Source organism: Empedobacter sp. UBA7252, assembly GCF_002472765.1.
GTDB classification, from domain to species: Bacteria; Bacteroidota; Bacteroidia; order Flavobacteriales; family Weeksellaceae; genus Empedobacter; species Empedobacter falsenii_B.
The window spans coordinates 1-16,457 of sequence record NZ_DKSQ01000100.1; the positions used below are offsets into that span (position 1 = coordinate 1).

The 16,457-nt window shown below is 31.9% G+C and carries 15 protein-coding genes; 5 read left to right on the top strand and 10 right to left on the bottom strand.

Annotation, left to right across the window (positions count from 1 at the left end):
• The 3 genes from B2X73_RS14310 to proS all read right to left on the bottom strand — a co-directional run.
• A partial coding sequence (locus B2X73_RS14310) for a hypothetical protein (protein ID WP_291096787.1) occupies positions 1 to 1,774 on the bottom strand: 1,774 nt, incomplete at its 3' end.
• A 3-nt stretch (positions 1,775 to 1,777) separates the two neighbouring features.
• Complete coding sequence (locus tag B2X73_RS14315) at positions 1,778 to 3,289, bottom strand: T9SS type A sorting domain-containing protein (protein WP_286495557.1); 1,512 nt, start codon at positions 3,287 to 3,289, stop codon at positions 1,778 to 1,780.
• Positions 3,290 to 3,485: 196 nt separating this feature from the next.
• Positions 3,486 to 4,964: a proline--tRNA ligase gene (gene proS, locus B2X73_RS14320; RefSeq protein ID WP_286495556.1), complete on the bottom strand. Its 1,479-nt coding sequence runs from the start codon at positions 4,962 to 4,964 to the stop codon at positions 3,486 to 3,488.
• Positions 4,965 to 5,067: 103 nt separating this feature from the next.
• Here proS and B2X73_RS14325 point away from each other — a divergent pair, with 103 nt between their 5' ends.
• Both B2X73_RS14325 and B2X73_RS14330 read left to right on the top strand, forming a co-directional pair.
• Positions 5,068 to 6,399, top strand: coding sequence for a hypothetical protein (locus tag B2X73_RS14325; protein WP_115001801.1), 1,332 nt, complete (start codon positions 5,068 to 5,070; stop codon positions 6,397 to 6,399).
• 21 nt (positions 6,400 to 6,420) lie between these two features.
• Complete coding sequence (locus B2X73_RS14330; RefSeq protein WP_291096789.1) at positions 6,421 to 7,815, top strand: OmpP1/FadL family transporter; 1,395 nt, start codon at positions 6,421 to 6,423, stop codon at positions 7,813 to 7,815.
• 93 nt (positions 7,816 to 7,908) lie between these two features.
• On the opposite strand, the gene B2X73_RS14335 is transcribed toward B2X73_RS14330, so the two are convergent.
• Positions 7,909 to 8,664 (bottom strand): head GIN domain-containing protein, encoded by a 756-nt coding sequence (locus B2X73_RS14335; RefSeq protein WP_291096791.1) that lies wholly within the window; start codon positions 8,662 to 8,664, stop codon positions 7,909 to 7,911.
• Positions 8,665 to 8,777: 113 nt separating this feature from the next.
• Between B2X73_RS14335 and B2X73_RS14340 the strand changes: the two genes are divergently transcribed.
• The 3 genes from B2X73_RS14340 to B2X73_RS14350 all read left to right on the top strand — a co-directional run bounded on the left by B2X73_RS14340 (position 8,778) and on the right by B2X73_RS14350 (position 10,640).
• Positions 8,778 to 9,542 (top strand): exodeoxyribonuclease III, encoded by a 765-nt coding sequence (locus tag B2X73_RS14340; RefSeq protein WP_291096793.1) that lies wholly within the window; start codon positions 8,778 to 8,780, stop codon positions 9,540 to 9,542.
• Between the two features lie 10 nt (positions 9,543 to 9,552).
• Complete coding sequence (locus B2X73_RS14345) at positions 9,553 to 10,086, top strand: hypothetical protein (RefSeq protein WP_038332722.1); 534 nt, start codon at positions 9,553 to 9,555, stop codon at positions 10,084 to 10,086.
• An 80-nt stretch (positions 10,087 to 10,166) separates the two neighbouring features.
• Positions 10,167 to 10,640 (top strand): GNAT family N-acetyltransferase, encoded by a 474-nt coding sequence (locus B2X73_RS14350; protein WP_115001811.1) that lies wholly within the window; start codon positions 10,167 to 10,169, stop codon positions 10,638 to 10,640.
• Positions 10,641 to 10,684: 44 nt separating this feature from the next.
• Here the strand turns inward: B2X73_RS14350 and B2X73_RS14355 are convergent, their stop codons facing one another.
• The 6 genes from B2X73_RS14355 to B2X73_RS14380 all read right to left on the bottom strand — a co-directional run.
• Positions 10,685 to 11,209, bottom strand: a complete 525-nt coding sequence (locus B2X73_RS14355; protein WP_181816331.1) for a DUF4136 domain-containing protein — start codon at positions 11,207 to 11,209, stop codon at positions 10,685 to 10,687.
• A gap of 88 nt (positions 11,210 to 11,297) precedes the next feature.
• On the bottom strand, positions 11,298 to 11,813 hold the full coding sequence (locus B2X73_RS14360) for an NUDIX hydrolase (protein WP_115001815.1): 516 nt from the start codon (positions 11,811 to 11,813) through the stop codon (positions 11,298 to 11,300).
• Positions 11,814 to 11,832: 19 nt separating this feature from the next.
• A complete protein-coding gene (xerD, locus tag B2X73_RS14365; protein WP_180905186.1) occupies positions 11,833 to 12,720 on the bottom strand; it encodes a site-specific tyrosine recombinase XerD in 888 nt (295 codons plus the stop codon).
• Positions 12,721 to 14,304 (bottom strand): S41 family peptidase, encoded by a 1,584-nt coding sequence (locus B2X73_RS14370; RefSeq protein ID WP_291060263.1) that lies wholly within the window; start codon positions 14,302 to 14,304, stop codon positions 12,721 to 12,723. It lies immediately after the preceding gene.
• Between the two features lie 7 nt (positions 14,305 to 14,311).
• Positions 14,312 to 14,755 (bottom strand): deoxycytidylate deaminase, encoded by a 444-nt coding sequence (locus B2X73_RS14375; RefSeq protein ID WP_219034393.1) that lies wholly within the window; start codon positions 14,753 to 14,755, stop codon positions 14,312 to 14,314.
• A 6-nt stretch (positions 14,756 to 14,761) separates the two neighbouring features.
• Positions 14,762 to 16,457, bottom strand: a 1,696-nt coding sequence (locus tag B2X73_RS14380; protein ID WP_291096795.1) for a site-specific recombinase Gcr, incomplete at its 5' end; no start/stop codon positions are given.

Sequence of the window (16,457 nt, forward strand, 5' to 3'; positions counted from 1 at the left end):
AATTCAGGGGGATATCCAAAATAATATTTTCTCCATTCATCTCAAATCCATTATTAGTTTTTAGAAAACGATCATATCGTCCATTAAATGTTAAAATAGTTTGGCTTGTAGTTAAATTTTCTATAGTTAAACTATATGTATCATGAAAATCGTTTACGTTTACACCATCACATCTATTCACATTCATTGATGAGTCAAATGAAATATCTTGACCATTACTAATAAATTCAAAAACTTGTGTATCACTTTGACTACTGTAAGGTTCACAATTCCTTTTAACTACATATAGATTGTTTGTTAAAAAAACATCTTTGTTAACTAATTCAGTAGTTGTATTGTTTTCATAAGTTAGTTCAGTATAACCTTTTGTAGGATAAATAATTTTAGTTAATACTCCGTATTTTGATTTATAAAGGTCAACGTTTCTATTAGCTATTTTATCTCCAAATACAGAAATAAATTTTGTCATTGATGCATCCTCATTATAATGAAAGTTTGATAAATAAGAATATGTATTTGAATTTGAATAACCATATAAATCTATATTAGAGGAAAGACGATCAGATAAAGAATTAATATTATCATATTCAAATGAAAATTTAGAATCATTGATTGATAGATTATTTAAAAATAATCTTTTTTTATATTCATTAACATCTGAAGTATTTGGACCTGAATAGACATAATTAAATAAAATAGGTATTGAAGTATTATTTTTAGATATATTAATACTATTTAATTTATATCCTGTAGTGTAGTCTAATCTATTATCGTAATTAAAAGAAACATTAATGTTTTTAGAACTAATATTTTTTAAATATTTAGCATTATTTGATTCAAAATAAGAAGTACATTTTTCAGATTTTTGACTTATTATTTCACCTGGCAAATTATTATTTCCATATGTTATTGAATAGCTCTCTGAATAATTTAAAGGGTATGATTTGTATAAATTATCATATATAAAATCAATATTATTATTTTTAGAGTCTTTTATTTGCTTTAAATACCAAGTAGAATTTGGTTCTCTAGAATAGCTTTTGGAACAATTTGTTGTGATTTTTGTAGTTTCAACAAAAGCTTCTTCACCTCCAAATTCATAACTAATACCATCCGGTGTAATAAAAGTAAATTTCAGATAATATTTATGAGTAGTAGGGTTTTGTATTTTAATAAATGAAGCTTTTATATCAGGATTTTCATTAATATAAATTACACCATTATCAATATAAAATGTACCACTGTATCCATTAAAATTAAAATTAAAAACATCTTGTTGAGAATCAATTAAATTAGGTTCTCCTTCCAATCCATTAGCAGAATATATCTTTCGATATATGTCGTAATAATTATTTAAGTATTCATTATCTGTAAAATTTCCAGACAATGCTGTTTTCATTAAATCTTTGGAAGGTCTTAACAATTCAAATCCGATATCTTCATCAGGAAGTCCCTTCACAACACGTGTAATCATTCCTTCTGCATTTAAATTCCATCCCATTCCTACCAATCCTGCAATATCATTAACTTTTACACCATCTGTATAATAAGTTAAATTTAAATTTAGATTAATATCTCCATTTTTTAATGAATAAATTGGAATCTGATGACTAAAACCACCTTTATTTCCACTTATATCTAAATTTCCATTTTTTGTAAAAAAATAATTTTCTAAAGAAGGAGGTGTAACTTCTGTACTAGGAACATAACTATTTTGCTGAGCATAAGTATAAGACAAAGCTAATAAAGCAAGTAGCACTATATTTTTCTTCATGTATTACTTTTTAATAATTTTAATAGATTCAGTTTGGTTATCGTGGTTGATTTTTAGGATATAAACTCCACTAGGATAGTTTCCTAAAGAAATTGGTGTAGAACGGTATTTCACGTCTTTTGATTGTAGATGTTGCCCTATTAAATTATAAACGTCAACAGATGCTTTTTTGAAGTCTTTATTGATTAAAATATTCACCACATCTTGGGTTGGGTTGGGATAAGCTTCTATAAATACACGTTTGATATCATCTGTATCTTTTCCTAATTTCACTAAATAAAAATCAGATTGACCTTTATTTCCTTTGGCTTGTTGTGTAGAGTTTCCAAATAGTATAATTGACCCATCACGAGTAGTGATTGCTTTTTCAAGGTAATTAAATCCTTTTTCTCCAAAAGTTTTAGACCATTTTTCTGTTCCATTTTCATCAAATGACTTTGTGATGTAATAACTTTCAATAGAAGAAGTTGTCGTTTTTTGTTGTAAAGTTGAGATTTGATTGGCTGTTAAAATAAACGTATCATTAATGGATTGAATTTCTGTGATGGATAAATCTTTTTGTTCTTCTATTTTGGTTGTTTTGTGAGGTTGAAGATTCAAATCTGTTTGAATAATTTTTGTCTGAATTTTACTCCCATTTTTTTCATTAATAGCAAACAAATAATTATTCTCTTGTTCTTGAAAAGAAATCAAAAAGTTTTCAGCATTTAAACCTAAATTATTCTCCGAAATAATTTCTCCTTTTTGATTAATTTCGACAATCCAAGTTGAATTGAATTCATGATCAATTGTTTTATTGCCACTTGCTGGAGAATTAGAATTTCCAACCAACAAAAATCCTTTTTTAGTCTCAATAACTGATTTTAATTTATCATCAAACAATCCTCCAAAGGTATTTTCCCAAAGAAGTTCTCCTTTTTCATTTAACTTGATAATGTAGTAATCATTTCCTCCAAAATGTTTACTTTTCTTTAGTTCAGAAGAAGCAGAATTGGAATTTGAAGCAATTAAATAACCTCCATCATTGGTTCTAATCACATCAACAGGAATATCATTTCCATTTCCTCCAAAAGAATTTTGCCATTGTAGTTTTCCCTGTGCATCAATTTTTATCACCCAAATATCTTCAGCTCCTTGATTATTGGATGTTTTATCTCCTGATTTTGATGATGTAGAAGCTCCTGCTAAGATATACCCTCCATCAGCAGTAGGCTTAGCCGTATATAAGAAATCTGAACCGTTTCCTCCAAATGAATTTTGCCATTCTTGCTTCCCATTTTCATCCATTTTCCAAATGAAATAATCTAAACTTCCTTGATTTTTCTTTTGGATATCTCCTGTTGCATCAGAAGCAGAACTGCCTAAAATCAAGAATCCATAATCAGGTGTAGAAATAGCATTATAAAGATATTCTGCTTGTTCTCCTCCTATAGATTTTTCCCACAACACATCTTGTTGTGCTGATAGCCCATACATAGAAAATAAACAGAATACCGACAGTAGAGTTTTTCTCATATATGTTAGTGTTAATTAGTAATCGAATATACTCCTTTTTTTGTAAATGATTGATATTTAACAAAAAATAATATTCTGCTATAGTAACTACGTTTAAAAGAATTGCACGCCAAAAAACATTAAAATAAAAAAGGAGCTAATTAATAGCTCCTCATTTATTTTGGAAAGTTTTTTTTGCTAATTATTATTTAACAAATTAATACGCTTTTGCATATAAAACTCTGTATTTTGCTGGTTTTCCAGAGAAAACATCTACTCCTTCAGTAGGCGTTTCAAAAGCTTGAGGAATACAACGAATTGTTGCTTTCGTCTCATTTTTTATAGCTTCTTCTGTTTCTTCTGTTCCGTCCCATAAAGCTGAAACAAAACCACCTTTATTTTCGATAATATCTTTGAATTCTTCAAAAGTTGTTGCTTCTGTTGTGTGAGTATCTCTAAAATCTGACGCTTTTTGGAATAAATTAGTTTGAATATCTTCTAATAATTTTTCTACTTCAGTTGATACATTATCTAAAGCGATGAATTGTTTTTCTAAAGTATCACGACGAGCAAGCTCAACATGACCTTTTTCTAAATCTTTTGGACCAATTGCGATACGTACAGGAACACCTTTCAATTCGTATTCAGCAAATTTCCAACCTGGTTTCGTTTTATCATCATCATCAAATTTGATCGAAATTCCTTTCGCTTTCAATTCAGACGAAAATTTATCCACCACTTGACGAATTTCTTCTAATTGTTCTTCTGTTTTATAAATTGGAACAACAACAACCTGAATTGGCGCTAATTTTGGAGGTAAAACTAATCCTAAATCGTCAGAATGCGTCATAATTAATGCACCCATCAAACGAGTAGAAACTCCCCAAGAAGTTGCCCAAACATATTCTTGTTTTCCTTCTTTGCTTGCGAATTTAACATCAAAAGCTTTTGCAAAGTTTTGCCCTAAAAAGTGAGAAGTTCCCGCTTGTAAAGCTTTACCATCTTGCATCAACGCTTCGATTGTATAGGTATCATCAGCACCCGCAAAACGCTCAGAATCTGACTTTCTTCCTTTTACAACTGGAATTGCCATAAAATTCTCTACAACATCCGCATATACTTCTTGCATTTGTTGCGCTTCCGCAATTGCTTCTTCTTTTGTTTCGTGAGCTGTATGCCCTTCTTGCCATAAAAACTCGGCAGTTCTCAAAAACAAACGCGTACGCATTTCCCAACGCACAACATTTGCCCATTGATTAATCAAAATTGGTAAATCGCGGTACGACTGAATCCAACCTTTGTATGTACTCCAAATAATTGCTTCTGAAGTTGGACGAACAATTAATTCTTCTTCTAATTTTGCTTCTGGATCTACAATCAACTTTCCTTTGTTATCAGGATCATTTTTCAATCGATAATGCGTTACAACCGCACACTCTTTCGCAAAACCTTCTGCATTTTTTTCTTCGGCTTCGAATAAACTTTTAGGAACAAATAAGGGGAAATAAGCATTTTGATGACCTGTTTCTTTAAATCTTTTGTCTAATTCTGCTTGTAGTTTTTCCCAAATAGCATAGCCATATGGTTTGATCACCATACACCCTCTAACCTTCGAATTCTCAGCTAAATTTGCTTTTACAACAAGCTCATTGTACCACTTAGAATAATCCTCAGCACGAGTTGTTAATTTTGCCATAATCTTTTATATTTGTTGATAAGTTTCGTATCTTTACTTGGCATTAAAATTGCCTATAAATTTATGCAAATTTAATTATTACAAACGATGTAAATTTATAATTATGAACAAAGTTTATAAAATTTCTAATAAAATTTCTGCAACTACATTAATTCTTGTGGCTGCATTAGGAATTTCATCTTGTTCGACTTATCAACCAAGTGGTTACGAAAGCGACGGAGTTTACTATAATCCGAAAACAGATAAAACCTATCAACAAGCTCAACTACAACATGGTAACGAGCAAGGAGAACAAGAAAATAAAGGGGAAATAAAAATTGGTAGTCCATACTTCGATGCAGAAGGAAATGGTGCTGAACAATTTTATTACCAAGATGATGTTGATAGCACAAATGATAATACTCAATCTAAATCAGCAACCAAAGTTAAAATTAACGGATATGGTTTAGGTGGTTACAATTATTTTGGAAACAACGACTATACATTAACTTATAACGGATCGAGTAATTATAACTGGGGACGTAATGATGGTGTAGAAATTAATATCTGGAACAACTATCCTTGGTACAGCTACGGATGGGGAGGTTTCTATAATCCATATCGTTGGGGATATTACAATCCTTGGTATGGTGGATGGTACGGAAACGGATTTGGTATTTCATTCGGATGGGGATGGAACGATCCATGGTATAATGGATATTATGGTTGGGGTTGGAATAGACCTTACTACGGTGGATATTACGGAGGTTACTACGGATGGAACAATTGGTACGGATATCCTGGTTATTATGGATATGGATATGGATACAATCGTCCAAGAGGAATTTATTCTCAACCAGGTTACAGAAATGGTGGTCGTTTAAATAACACGATTAATTCTACTCGTCCTGTTGGAAGTTTAAATGGTAGAAACAACCAAATCTCTACAGGTTTAAGACCAACTCGTGATAATACAATTAACAATACAACACGTCCAACTCGCGAAGTAAGACCAGGTGCAGACCAAAGTCAAATTAACGGAACTCGTCCTACAAGAGAGGTTAGACCTTCTGTTAATCAAGGACAGATGAATAATACACGTCCAACTCGTGAAGTAAGACCAAGTGTAGACCAAAGTCAAATTAACGGAACTCGTCCTACAAGAGAAGTTAGACCTTCAATTAATCAAGGACAAATGAACAACACGCGTCCAACTCGTGAAGTAAGACCGACACAAACACAACAGCCTACTTACAACACAAGACCGACTCGCGAAGCTCAACAATACCAACAACCAACGAGAAGCTATGAAAGAACAAATAGCATGAACAATTCTCGCCCATCATATTCTACACCTTCTCCAAGTAGAGGTAGTAGTATGAGTAGCGGAAGCATGGGAGGTGGTTCTCGCGGAAGTAGCACAGGAGGAGGCTCTCGTGGTGGAGGAAGAAGATAACTAGATTTAGATCATATAAAAATGAAAAAAATATTATTAAGCCTTTGTACCTTAGTTGGTACATTGGCTTTTGCACAACAGAACAAAGGATACGAAACTCAGTATTCTACAAATGCTATAAATTTATATTCGCAAGATATTAACAGCGGAAATGCTAAATATATTGGTGTTGGTGGAGCTGTTGGTGCATTAGGAAGTGACATTACTTCAGTCGAACAAAACCCTGCTGGATTAGGAGTAGCAATTAACTCTGATGTCCAAGTAACAGCTGGTGTTTCTACTTTTAGCAACAAAACTAATTTCGGAACAAATATCAAAGAATCTGAAAGTAATTTTGATTTCCAACAATTTGGAGGAACATTTGTTTTTGCAAATGAAGCTTCAAAATGGAATCGTTTTACAGTTGGTGTCGCTTATCTTAATCAGCGTTTAGACAATTATTCATCAATTGGAACAAATGAAGGTATTAAATTTGCTGATCCAGACGGAACTTTCAATGGTTACATCAAAGATATAGATGGATACAAATCTAAATTTTCTGTTAATCTAGGAACTAGTTACGATGACAAAGTTTATTTAGGATTTGGATTAAACTTCCACGAAACTAACTATTCTGGTTACGAACAATATGCAGAACGTGATGACAACAATGGAAAAACCTACGTGTACAATGCAGATGGAGCTCCATATAATGAAATTGGACAAGGATTTTCTTTCTCTTTAGGTGCTATTTACAAAGTGAATCACAATGTACGTTTAGGCGCAGCCTATCATTCTCCAGTTTGGTACAATATTTCTAAAGATTTTTACTCAGCTAATTTTAACAGTGATAAAACTGCTGTAGATTCTTATTATATGTATTCTTCTGATTATGATATGACTCGTGGTGGACGTCTTGTAGGAAGTTTAGGTTTTGTTGTTGGTAAAAATTTATCTCTGGGTGCTGATTATACGTACCACATGAACAATGACACGAAACTAAAGCCTACACAATATTTTAATGGAGATAATAATTTCATCAATGATGTTGTAAAAAATTCAAGTGAAGTTAGAGTTGGTGCAGAATACCGTGTAGATCGTTTCAAAGTAAGAGCGGGTTATAATTATATAACTTCTCCTTACAAAGATTTTACGATGGATATTGCGAACGAAAACAATGTTGTGACAAATGCAGCTGTTTTATCGAAAGCATTTCAAGGAGATATCAATCGTGCAAGTTTTGGTTTAGGATATGATTTTGGTGGATTCTATATAGATGCAGCTTATCAATATCAAACGCAAAAATATCAACAATTGATTGGTGGAACAGATTATATTAATATTAATAATGAATTTGTTTCTTTACCTAATACTTATGCTCCAAAAGTTAAATTAGACAACAATTTATTCTTATTGACATTAGGTTGGCAATTCTAATAAAAAAAATAGATATAAAAAAAATCGGATGAAATTCATCCGATTTTTTTGTAGTACTAAATATTAACTTATCATAGTTTTAAACAAAAACTATTAGTTTATTCTTTTGATAGAAGACATTCCAGAAGTGCTCACTTTCGTTTTCAAACCATTTTCGTCTACATAACGAACAGAACTCGCTCCAGAACTATCAGCAGTCAAACTATTCACAGCCCAAACTGTTGTAGAACTTGCTCCTGAACAATCAACAACTACATTCGCAGCTTTCAATTCTTTTCCAATAAACGAAGAAGCTCCTGAAACTGAAATGTTTAAATCCTGTACATTTCCAGAAATTTTCATACTTGATGCACCAGAATTATCAACCGAAATAGAATTAGAAACCACATCTAATTTCAAATTACTTGCTCCTGATAAATCAACCGCCATTTTTTCTACTTTTTGTGTTGGTAAAACGGTTACATTCGTAGCTCCAGAAAGATTAAATGAACGTAATTTTTGATGAGGGAATTTAATTTTAATAGAAGAATTTTTCAAGTTTACTGTTCCATTAATTTTCATAACCAAAACACCATTTTTCACTTCAGTCGTGATTCTATTCATAATATTATCTGGCGCTTCAACCGAAATTTGACCATTATAATTACCATCCTCGACTGTAACACTTATTGCACTGCTTACATCAATTCCTTCAAAAGAAGATATCTTACGCATTTCTGTAACTGTATTACTACTTGCCTCTACTCGGTCTAAATAATTAGAAACTGGCGATTTAGAATTTAAATCTACCGAACAGCTCGCAAATCCTAACGAACTGAATATTAAAATTGGAAGAAAAATGTATTTCATATAGATGTCTTTTATTATATAGACGCATTAACTTCTAAAAAGTTACAAAAAATATTCACTTTATTTATCATTCTAAATCAATCCGTCATAAATATTTAGTAATTTCGCTAACTATGAAAATCATCAGTTACAATGTAAATGGAATTCGCGCTGCGATGACGAAAGGTTTGGTTGAATGGTTAGAAGCTGCACAACCAGATGTTTTATGTATTCAAGAAACAAAAGCAACGCAAGAACAAGTGGACACAAAACCGTTTGAGGAATTGGGTTATCACATTTATTGGCATGCAGCAGAGAAAAAAGGATACAGCGGAGTGGCTATTTTCTCGAAAATAAAACCAAATCATGTACAAATAGGAACTGGAATAGATTATATTGACAGAGAAGGTCGCGTTTTGAGACTTGATTTTGACAATGTTTCGGTAATTAGTTTGTATTTGCCAAGTGGAACAAATATTGATCGATTAGATTTTAAATTACAATTTTGCGAAGATTTTAAAGATTATATCAAAGAACTTAAAATCTCTCATCCAAACATTGTGATTTGTGGCGATTATAACATTTGTCACGAAGCAATCGATATTCACGATCCTGTTCGTAATGCGAAAGTTTCTGGTTTTTTACCTGTCGAAAGAGAGTGGATAACTGCTTTTCTTGATGAATGTAATATGATTGATTCTTTTCGTTATTTTGTAAAAGAACCTCATCATTACTCATGGTGGTCTTATCGTGCAAATGCGCGCAACAATAACAAAGGTTGGAGAATCGATTACAATATGGTGAGTAATACATTAGAAAAAAATATGACGCGTGCAACGATTTTACCAGATGCAAAGCACTCAGATCATTGTCCTGTTTTATTAGAATTAGACGTTTAAGATTATATAAATGAAAAAAATTGTACTTTGTTGTTTAACACTTTTTGCAATTGCAAGTTGCGTTCCTCAGAAACAACACCAAGAATTGGAAGCTAATTATTACAGAGCTTTAGACGATCAATCAAATACATCTAAAGATTTGACATTAGCTAATTTGAAAATCGAAACTCTTGAAAAAGATTTAGCAAAAGCTAAAAGCGAATTATACATCAAAGATACAGCTTTGACAAATGCGCAAGCTATGATTAGAATGGCTCAAAAAGAACATGATACTAATTTGCAAGAATTGTATTCTGCATTGAATAGTTCTGGAGAAAAATCAAAACTTTTCTATACTCAATTAAACGAAAAAGAAAAGCAAGTTGCAGAATTAACTCAAAAAGTAAAAGATTTAGATGCTAAGATTGATCAAAAAGATACAGAAATCTTCAATCTAAAAAGACAAATCTTAACACAAGAGATTAACCAAAAGGTTTCGGAAGCAACAGCTACGCCTCCTAAAACAACAACTCCAGCAAAACCAAAAACAACAACAAAAAAGTAAATATAAAAGTCTTATCATAATTGGTAAGACTTTTTTTATTCTTTAAATCGAAGTAACTTTGCAAGAACTAAAAAGTTTTAATGAAAGTTATTTGCGAAACAAAAAGTTTGGTCTTACGAGAGTTTTTTGAGATTGATGCATTCGAATTATTTCAATTAAATTCTGACAAAGAATTGATGAAAATCGTCAACGAAAAACCGTATAAATCTGAAGACGAAGCGAAGTTTTTTATCGAAAATATGGAGAAACATTACCAAGAACATGGTTTTGGTCTTTGGGGTGTTCACGAGAAAAAAAGCGGACGATTTGTTGGCTGGGGAGGTTTGCGTCAAACAAAATACGGCGCAGTTATCAACATTCGTCTGAAACGTAAATTTCAGAACAAAGGTTACGGAACAGAAGTTTTGAATACGATTGTAGATTATGCAAAAAATGAATTGAAATTAGATAAAATTGCTGCAAAAGCAAATGCAAATCAACCCGAAACGTTGAAACTTTTACAAAAATCTAAACTTCAACAATCAGAAGAAAACGAATTAATTTTTAAATTATAAAAAACAAAAAAGCCTTGAGATATTTATTTCTCAAGGCTTTTTTATTATTTCTTTTTAGGTGGAAATTTTTGTAGCAATTTCGTTACACCTTTCTGAATATTTGCTGCACGAACTTCTGGCGAAGCTTTCAAGGGCATTTGAATTTTCAAGGTTCCTTCCCAAACTAATCTTCCCTCATCCTTCATCGAAATCGTATAATTTTGATTTAATTTTTGAGACATAATCGGAATTCCAACCGAAACTCCACCTCCAAAACCATAACCGCCCGTTCCCATTCCAATTCCTACATTAGAGTTTTGTTGTTTTGAAACATATTCTTCTGGCTTCACGTCTAATGTTAAACTTCCATCATTCGATTTCTGAAAACCTCTGTACAACATTCCTTTTTCAATCGACGAATATAATCTGGCAGAATCTAAATCATTCAAACCTAAATTTCCCGTTTGTGTAAAAGAATACGTTCTATTTGTTTCAAAATCAAAATCTCGGTCATAATCTACCGCTATATTTTGCGTGCTACATGAAACAATTGTTAAAAATAACGCGCTTAGTAAAAGTATTTTTTTCATTGTTTTAATTTTTAAGATGAGTACCTGAAACAAGTTCAGGTTGGCATACAGGTCATATTGAACTCGCTTCAACATCGCATCACATTAGTTATTTCAAAGAAGTAATATAAATTTCCACCACTTTTCTTAACGAATCAAAACCAATTTCATCTAAATTAATTTCGTTGATAGAAACCCATTTTACTTCTGCTATTTCATCTTTTTCAAGCGTAATTTCTTCGTCTGGAAAATCAGCAATAAACGCTAAATCACACGTTTTATATGGAACTTCTTTGTACTCGTATGTATTAGGTTGAGAAAGAAAATACTTGAAATTCTCTAAAGGAATTTTAATTCCTAATTCTTCCTCAATCTCTCGTTGACAGGTCCTTTCTGCCGATTCATTTGGATCTGTAAAACCTCCAGCCAAATCTAACATTCCTTTCTTTGGTTCTCTATTTCGAACTGTAAAAAGAATTTTATCTTCTTTTTTTAGAATAACCGCCACAGCAGCTGCCACATTTTGATAATAAACCAAATCACAATTGTTGCACGACATTTTTCTAAAATCAAAATGATCGATAGAATGTCCACAATTTGGACAAAATTTAAACGATTTTATCATCTTTTTAGGTTAATGATTATTATTTATTTCTTGGATGAAATTTGATAATCGCATCTCGAATAAATTCTTGATCAACATGCGTATAAATTTCAGTCGTCGTAATACTTTCGTGTCCCAACATTAACTGAATTGCACGAAGATCTGCTCCATTTTTCAATAAATGAGTCGCAAAAGAATGGCGAAACGTATGCGGACTTATTGTTTTTTTAACTCCAGCAATTATCGATAATTCTTTAACGATTGTAAAAATCATCACACGTGTAAGGTTTTTACCTCGTCTATTTAAGAACAAAAAATCTTCGAAACCAGCTTGTATAGGAAGATGAATACGAATACTTTCTTTGTACAAGTTAATATATTTTATCGTATAATCGCTAATCGGAACAAGTCTTTGTTTGTTTCCTTTCCCAATGACACGAATAAAACCATCATCAAAAAAAAGATCAGAAATTTTGAGATTTATCAATTCCGAAACACGCAAACCACAACCATAAAGCACTTCTATAATCGCACGATTTCGCTGTCCTTCTGGTTTTGATAAATCAATTACTTCAATCATTTTATCAATTTCTTTTTCAGAAAGTACATCAGGAAGTTTCATCCCAATTTTTGGAGTTTCAAGTAAAGAAGTCGGATTATCTTCTCTAAAATCTTCGAGTTGTAAGTATCCAAAAAAGCTTTTCAAGCCAGAAATAACACGCGCTTGCGAACGCACGCTATATTCGCTCGATGCAAAATCGTGTACAAAATCCCTCAAATCATCTTGCGAATAATCTAAAGGTTGTTTATCAGAATAATTAATTAATTTTTGAATATCGCGTAGATAACCTTCAATTGTATTAGCAGAAACTCTTTTTTCTAATTTCAGATACATTTGATAGTCATACAAAGCATCTTTCCACAGCATTTACTTCGTTATTTTTTCAAGTTCAAAAATACGCTTTATCATTTCATCTTCGGGCATCCAAACTTGATAAAATGCACGCGAACCATATAAAGTTCCAGCAATTGTGGCTTTCATGTAGTTATCAACAGTTGTTGAAAAGACAGGGTTAAACTCATTTGAAGGAATTCCTAAAACACCTAAAAACTCATTTCTATACATTCCAGCACTGAAATATTTCAGATAAATTGCTTCGTTATGAAACATGAAAAAATCGTGAATTGAATAAATTTTCTTGAATAAAAAATCATTAAAATAATTTGCATCTTGATTATAATACAACCAGTTCGAAACCGAATTTGTATCTAATGCAACAAACTCATCAGGAATAATTCCACCACCGCCGTAGACTTTTTTACCTGAAGGCGCCGTAAACTCTAAATCTTTATTAATTTTAATTGAATCTTTACTATATAATTCACCTGATTTTAATCGTTTATATAAATCGTCACTGTATTTTGCTGTTTTTTTATCAAATGGTTTTTGAATAGATCGACCAGAAGGCGTGTAATAATTCGCAACAGTCAAACGAACTTTGGTATCATCGCCTAAATTAATTTCGCGTTGTACCAAACCTTTACCAAACGAACGACGACCAACGATAATTCCGCGTCCATAATCTTGTAACGCTCCCGCAACAATCTCACTCGAAGAAGCAGAATTTTCGTCCATTAAGACATAAATTTTTCCTTGTTCGAAAAGACCTTTATTTGTAGCGTAAATATATTTTTTACGTTTTTGTTTGTCTTGTGTGTAAACTATCAATTCGTTTTTCGTCAAAAATTCATCTGCAATTTCTTCTGCAATATGCATGATTCCTCCAGGATTTCCGCGTAAATCGAACACCAAAGTTTTCATGCCTTGATCCAATAAATTTTGTAAACCTTCGTGAACTTCATTTGCAGAATTTTCAGAAAAACGAGTCAATTTAAGATAACCAATATCTTTCGTTAACATATGTTTTCCAGTAACCGTAGGAATTGGAACAATAGTTCGATTTAGCGTAACAGAAACTGGTTTTCGATCGCGAATAACAGATAGTTTAACTTCCGATCCTTTCTTACCTTTCAATAAACCTTCTATTGTTTTATTATCTTTTGCAACCAAAGATTGATTATCTACAGCAACTAATTGATCTCCAAACTCTAGTTTACCATAATTTTTCGTTCCAGGTAATGTACGTTCAACAACAATGGTGTCATTCATTGTACGAAATTGAATACCAATTCCAACAAATTCACCTTTCAATTGTTCTTCTGCCTTTTGTACAGAAGCTTTGTCGATATATGTACTATGTGGATCTAGCTTGGCAACCATATAATGAATCGCATCATCAACCAAACTATCCGAATTAACATCGTTCACATATTCATTGTCAATCAAAGAAACTAATCGACGAATTTTTTGTTCGTTATCCGAATATTGCAAACCTACAATATCCTTGTTTTCATCGAACGCAAAGTCGTATTTTTTCCCAACCATAAAACCGATTAAGAAAATAATCATCACAACTAATACGATATTAATAACCTTGAAAAAACTTCTCATTGAAATGTTAACTGTATAATTCTTCTTCCGTAATTTGTCGAATTGTAATTCCTGATTTTTCTAAAAACTCTAACCCAGAAAGATCTTTGTATTGTTGAATGTAAACGATGCGCTTTATACCTGCTTGCAAAATAAGTTTGCTACAATCTGTACAAGGCGAAAGTGTAATATACAATGTCGCTCCTTCTGCAGATTGTGTAGACGTTGCACATTTTAGAATTGCATTTGCTTCGGCGTGCAAAACATGCCATTTTGTATTCCCTGCTTCGTCCTCGCATTTGTTCTCAAAACCACTTGGCGTACCATTGTAACCATCAGAAATAATCATTCGATTTTTAACAATAATTGCACCAACTTTTTTGCGTTCACAATAGGATAGATTCGCCCATTCAAAAGCCATTTTAAGATAAGCTTTATCGTAACGTAATTGTTTTTCAAAGTTTGTTTCCATTTCTAACTAAGCTTCTTCTTTGTTTTTTGTCCATAAAGGCGGAATAAAAAATGGTAATGGGTTTCGGAAAAATGCTTTTAATGTATGTGAAATCATCGTAAAAATCTTATAAAAAGGAATATTATTAGATCGCATTGCCATTAATAATGATAAGATAAAACTAACTAAGAAGTTGCTCCAACCAACCATGAAAATTGCAATAAAACCTATAATCATTGGTCCAATATCAAAATGATAGCCCATTCCTCCAATACCAATCGCGAAGTTTCCTGAAACGAAAGTAATGTGTCGAATATCGAAAGGTTGACCTGTAAAATCGCCAATCAAAAAGGCACATCCCATCATAAAACCGAATGCAACATTACCGACAACTCCTCCCATATTTTTCTCAAACCAATTCGAAATTCTTCTTCTTCTACGTTCTGAAAATGATTTCTTCAGAATTGGATGATTATAAATACGTTCTGGAATATTATGAAAACGTTGATTATTAATTGTAATTCCAGAAATTAATCCTGAAAGGAATAAGAAGACTCCAGCAATTGCTCCGAAGTAAAAAATATGCCAATCCATTATCACTACTTCTTCCCAATAATGATACGCTTTAGAATATTTTAAAACTTCTAATCCTAAGATTTCGTTGAGTAAATAAAATATTCCTAATGAAACCACAAAACCTGCAACAACATTTCCTAAAAAAGCAATCATTTGGCTTCTTACTAATTGCGCAAATAAAGTTGTAAAATCTTTCACATTCAGTTCAGAACCAGAAGTCGGCACAAGCGAACGAGCTAAACGAGCTGCTGTCATAGAAGGCTGTTTTGTAGCAAGCGTCATATGTGTCAAATAAATCGTACAGAAACCAACAGCGTAATTAATACTAAAGAAAAATGCTTTAAACAATGGCGATGTATCATGTATATTTCCAATTCCGGTTTTGATAAAACACAAAAAAGAAACAATAAAACCACCTCCACAAGCTGTCCAAAACATCTTGTTATACTCTTTGGCTGTCTGCGTAATATATTTTTCTCCTGTCTTACCATTATGATAAGTAACTAAGAAAGTGATTAAATAAACCGTAGAACCTAACTGATTACTCATAAAATTCTTTGGTGCATAAAATTCAACCCATTTCTTTGTTGCAAGACTATAGAAAGAAATTATTCCGTGTAATCTTAGTTCATTATAACTATTTAAAATTGTTTGCAAACGAACTAATTGTTGTTGCAAACGATTGATTTTTGATGCAACTTTCAATGAAATTCCTTTGTAATCTTTTTGTGTTAAAATATCATTTAACAAATGTTTACATTTCGAAATACTTTCTTTGATTTCTAACATATCAAAGCCAGCTTGTGGATTTTCGATAATGTTACTAATCTGCATCGAAAGTTTAGAGAATGGATTATCAAGATAATTAACCTCGTTACTGTAACGCATCATTTCTTTATCCGAAAATCCTCCAGTAATACGAACCGTCAAAATAGAAATTGCTTGTAAAAGCTGATTCTGAATATTGTTAACGTTTCCTTTAAAATTATCTGGTTCGATATCTTGATACAATACTTCGAAAAATTTTCGCCAACGATCTCTTGGAATAATTCGGATTGCTGATAAGTTTTTCGAATTATAAAAAATCTCATTTACCACAGAAGTTAATTCATTATTATCTTCGATATCTGGTAAAAGAGAATCCATT

Excerpts from the sequence above, each read along its gene's own strand:
- B2X73_RS14315 (WP_286495557.1), bottom strand. The coding sequence starts at position 3,289 with ATGAGAAAAACTCTACTGTCGGTATTCTGTTTATTTTCTATGTATGGG.
- proS (WP_286495556.1), bottom strand. The coding sequence starts at position 4,964 with ATGGCAAAATTAACAACTCGTGCTGAGGATTATTCTAAGTGGTACAAT.
- B2X73_RS14325 (WP_115001801.1), top strand. The coding sequence starts at position 5,068 with ATGAACAAAGTTTATAAAATTTCTAATAAAATTTCTGCAACTACATTA.
- B2X73_RS14330 (WP_291096789.1), top strand. The coding sequence starts at position 6,421 with ATGAAAAAAATATTATTAAGCCTTTGTACCTTAGTTGGTACATTGGCT.
- B2X73_RS14335 (WP_291096791.1), bottom strand. The coding sequence starts at position 8,664 with ATGAAATACATTTTTCTTCCAATTTTAATATTCAGTTCGTTAGGATTT.
- B2X73_RS14340 (WP_291096793.1), top strand. The coding sequence starts at position 8,778 with ATGAAAATCATCAGTTACAATGTAAATGGAATTCGCGCTGCGATGACG.
- B2X73_RS14345 (WP_038332722.1), top strand. The coding sequence starts at position 9,553 with ATGAAAAAAATTGTACTTTGTTGTTTAACACTTTTTGCAATTGCAAGT.
- B2X73_RS14350 (WP_115001811.1), top strand. The coding sequence starts at position 10,167 with ATGAAAGTTATTTGCGAAACAAAAAGTTTGGTCTTACGAGAGTTTTTT.
- B2X73_RS14355 (WP_181816331.1), bottom strand. The coding sequence starts at position 11,209 with ATGAAAAAAATACTTTTACTAAGCGCGTTATTTTTAACAATTGTTTCA.
- B2X73_RS14360 (WP_115001815.1), bottom strand. The coding sequence starts at position 11,813 with ATGATAAAATCGTTTAAATTTTGTCCAAATTGTGGACATTCTATCGAT.
- xerD (WP_180905186.1), bottom strand. The coding sequence starts at position 12,720 with ATGCTGTGGAAAGATGCTTTGTATGACTATCAAATGTATCTGAAATTA.
- B2X73_RS14370 (WP_291060263.1), bottom strand. The coding sequence starts at position 14,304 with ATGAGAAGTTTTTTCAAGGTTATTAATATCGTATTAGTTGTGATGATT.
- B2X73_RS14375 (WP_219034393.1), bottom strand. The coding sequence starts at position 14,755 with ATGGAAACAAACTTTGAAAAACAATTACGTTACGATAAAGCTTATCTT.